The organism is Vibrio sp. D54, from assembly GCF_021728075.1.
Lineage (GTDB): Bacteria > Pseudomonadota > Gammaproteobacteria > Enterobacterales > Vibrionaceae > Vibrio > Vibrio alginolyticus.
In genome coordinates this window covers 1-1978 of the sequence record NZ_JAKKCS010000053.1, presented here as the reverse complement: position 1 = coordinate 1978, position 1978 = coordinate 1, and the positions used below count along the sequence as shown (strand labels likewise).

The window sequence follows — 1978 nt, the reverse complement described above, 5'->3', positions numbered from 1 at the left end:
CCAGTGCGTGAAACTCTTAACGGCGAAAATGGGTGGTTCTAATGGAAGCACTAAAACAACCTTTTAACCCGCGTCCACGTGAGCTTGACCCTGTTGAGGGTGTGAACTGGGGCAACCAAGCCACCTTGCGCTTGGTATCGGGTCCAACTTACCAAAACATTGAACTGGTGACGGACATTCTCGATGCGGCAGACATTGAGCGCATCACAGTGAAAGTGAACGGCCGTGAAATCGTCAACGTCACGGGTCAAGACCTGTTCGACTTGCAAGAGCACAAGAAAGAATACGTGCAAGCGGGTCGCTACGTGCTGAACTTCTCGGATTTGTCGATGCGTACCAAACTGGGTATCCGTACAGGTGAGCTAGTCACGCTACAAGGCGAAATCTGGTTCATGTACATCCAGCTAAAAGCCAAAGCGGGTGCCGCGGCACCAATGATTCGCGCTCGTGCTCATACCACGGCGGCGCAAAGCCAGCGCATTTACATGCCGCGCATCTATTCCCAAACATGGTACGCCGCATCAAGTGGTCGCACGCCGTTTGACTTTGCCGAGCGTAGCGCGGCGCTGTCTATCAAGCGTTTGCACCTCAAAGACAACACGATTGAACGCGTTCGCGTCCTGCGTGATGAGCGTGAAGAGCTCAACGTCAACAAGGCCGATAACGCCTACGACTTAGCCGCGGCGGGTCGTGAGCAGAATGCGGGCTTCTTCTCGATGGACTTCACGCGTTGCGGTTTTGGTAGCGAAGCACGTTTACCAACGGCGGCCATGAAACAACTAGCGTTTGAAGTGGAAAAAACGGCGGCGGGTAGTATTCCGGTGCTGATTGAAGCCATCGAACAAGTGGCGGTGCCTACCGCGCAGTAAGGGGGCGTTATGGCGCAAGAGCAAAGCATGTGGGGTTCCATTTGGGATGGCGTCTTAGAAACGGGCGGCGAGCTGATGACCGACGTCACCGACTTGGGAAAAGACTGGCTCGGCGTGAAGATTGAGAACGAAGCTCAACGCGTCGAGTCCAGCAATCCAGATGAACAGCGAAAGCACAATAACGACTACCAACAACCCACGGGTGAGCCTGTGTACACCTCCGCGTTTGCGGGGGTGACCACCACGCACCTGATGATGGGAATGCTGTTCGTACTGTTGTTATTGGCGATGTTCTACGTCGCTAAGGGGAAGAAGTAATGCCGTTTATTCCATACCTGATTGCAGGTGCGGTGGGCGTATGGGCGGGCATCAAAGTCTCGGGCGGTTTTGACCGCATCGGATGGGTGCTCGGTCTGCTTCTGGTGTGTTATGTCCTGTACAAGAAAGGATTCAAATTATGATTGGTGGGCTTTTAGGAAATTCTGGCTCGATGCCAATTAGCGCCAACGGTGGTCCCGCGGTCAGCGGTGCCGATGGTGAATCAAGTGGCAGCCTATCGGTAGGCAATATCAACATGGGCGGCGGCAATTCCACCACGTTGATGATTCTTGTAGTGATTGTGATTGCGGCGGTGTTGCTATGGAAAAAGAAGTAATTGAAGTCGTGACGCAATCGAAACGTGCGCTTGGTGAACTCAAGCCCGCGTTTCGCGCTTGCCCTGATGCGTATGTCGAACTGTGCAAAGCGGTCAAGGATGGCCGCGTGAGTTTGTATCGCCTAATCAGCAATGAAAATGATCTCATCATTGCGGGTGAGCGTGATGGTGATAACTACTTTTTGTGGGGCGTCGCGGGTCGTGGTCTGCGTTCGGGCATCAAACAACTGGTTAATGTCGTTAAAGCGGCGGGGATGCAATCGCTATCTGCGGATACGGCGTTTCAAGGTGTGGCGCGTTTAGTGCGTTCAATTGGTGTGACCGCCAAGCAAGACGGTGACTTTATTCGTTTGGATTTGGGAGTGCAGTAGATGGGTAGTTCTAAATCAAAATCGAGTAATACCAGTAACACCACTAACGTCAGCGGTCAGAATGCCATTAGTGGCGATAACCT

The 1978-nt window shown here is 52.9% G+C and carries 5 protein-coding genes and 1 pseudogene; all 6 read left to right on the top strand.

Annotated elements, in window-relative coordinates; genetic code table 11:
* Positions 1-41 precede the first annotated feature (41 nt).
* Complete coding sequence (locus L3V37_RS23940) at positions 42-869, top strand: major capsid protein P2 (RefSeq protein ID WP_205461039.1); 828 nt, start codon at positions 42-44, stop codon at positions 867-869.
* 9 nt (positions 870-878) lie between these two features.
* Positions 879-1187 carry a hypothetical protein gene (locus tag L3V37_RS23935; protein WP_025627790.1) on the top strand — a complete coding sequence of 103 codons (309 nt, stop codon included), beginning with the start codon at positions 879-881 and terminating at the stop codon, positions 1185-1187.
* Positions 1187-1330: a hypothetical protein gene (locus L3V37_RS23930; RefSeq protein ID WP_017636141.1), complete on the top strand. Its 144-nt coding sequence runs from the start codon at positions 1187-1189 to the stop codon at positions 1328-1330. Before L3V37_RS23935 ends, L3V37_RS23930 begins: the two co-directional genes overlap by 1 nt.
* Positions 1327-1524: a hypothetical protein gene (locus L3V37_RS23925; protein WP_005457419.1), complete on the top strand. Its 198-nt coding sequence runs from the start codon at positions 1327-1329 to the stop codon at positions 1522-1524. The genes L3V37_RS23930 and L3V37_RS23925 overlap by 4 nt, the downstream gene beginning before the upstream one ends.
* Positions 1509-1895: a hypothetical protein gene (locus L3V37_RS23920; RefSeq protein ID WP_031380915.1), complete on the top strand. Its 387-nt coding sequence runs from the start codon at positions 1509-1511 to the stop codon at positions 1893-1895. The genes L3V37_RS23925 and L3V37_RS23920 overlap by 16 nt, the downstream gene beginning before the upstream one ends.
* Positions 1896-1978: pseudogene (locus L3V37_RS23915) on the top strand (chemotaxis protein); the annotation flags it as partial.

Bases quoted from the DNA above. Each gene is read 5' to 3' on its own strand.
- L3V37_RS23930 (WP_017636141.1), top strand. From the start codon at position 1,187: ATGCCGTTTATTCCATACCTGATTGCAGGTGCGGTGGGCGTATGGGCG.
- L3V37_RS23940 (WP_205461039.1), top strand. From the start codon at position 42: ATGGAAGCACTAAAACAACCTTTTAACCCGCGTCCACGTGAGCTTGAC.
- L3V37_RS23935 (WP_025627790.1), top strand. From the start codon at position 879: ATGGCGCAAGAGCAAAGCATGTGGGGTTCCATTTGGGATGGCGTCTTA.
- L3V37_RS23920 (WP_031380915.1), top strand. From the start codon at position 1,509: ATGGAAAAAGAAGTAATTGAAGTCGTGACGCAATCGAAACGTGCGCTT.
- L3V37_RS23925 (WP_005457419.1), top strand. From the start codon at position 1,327: ATGATTGGTGGGCTTTTAGGAAATTCTGGCTCGATGCCAATTAGCGCC.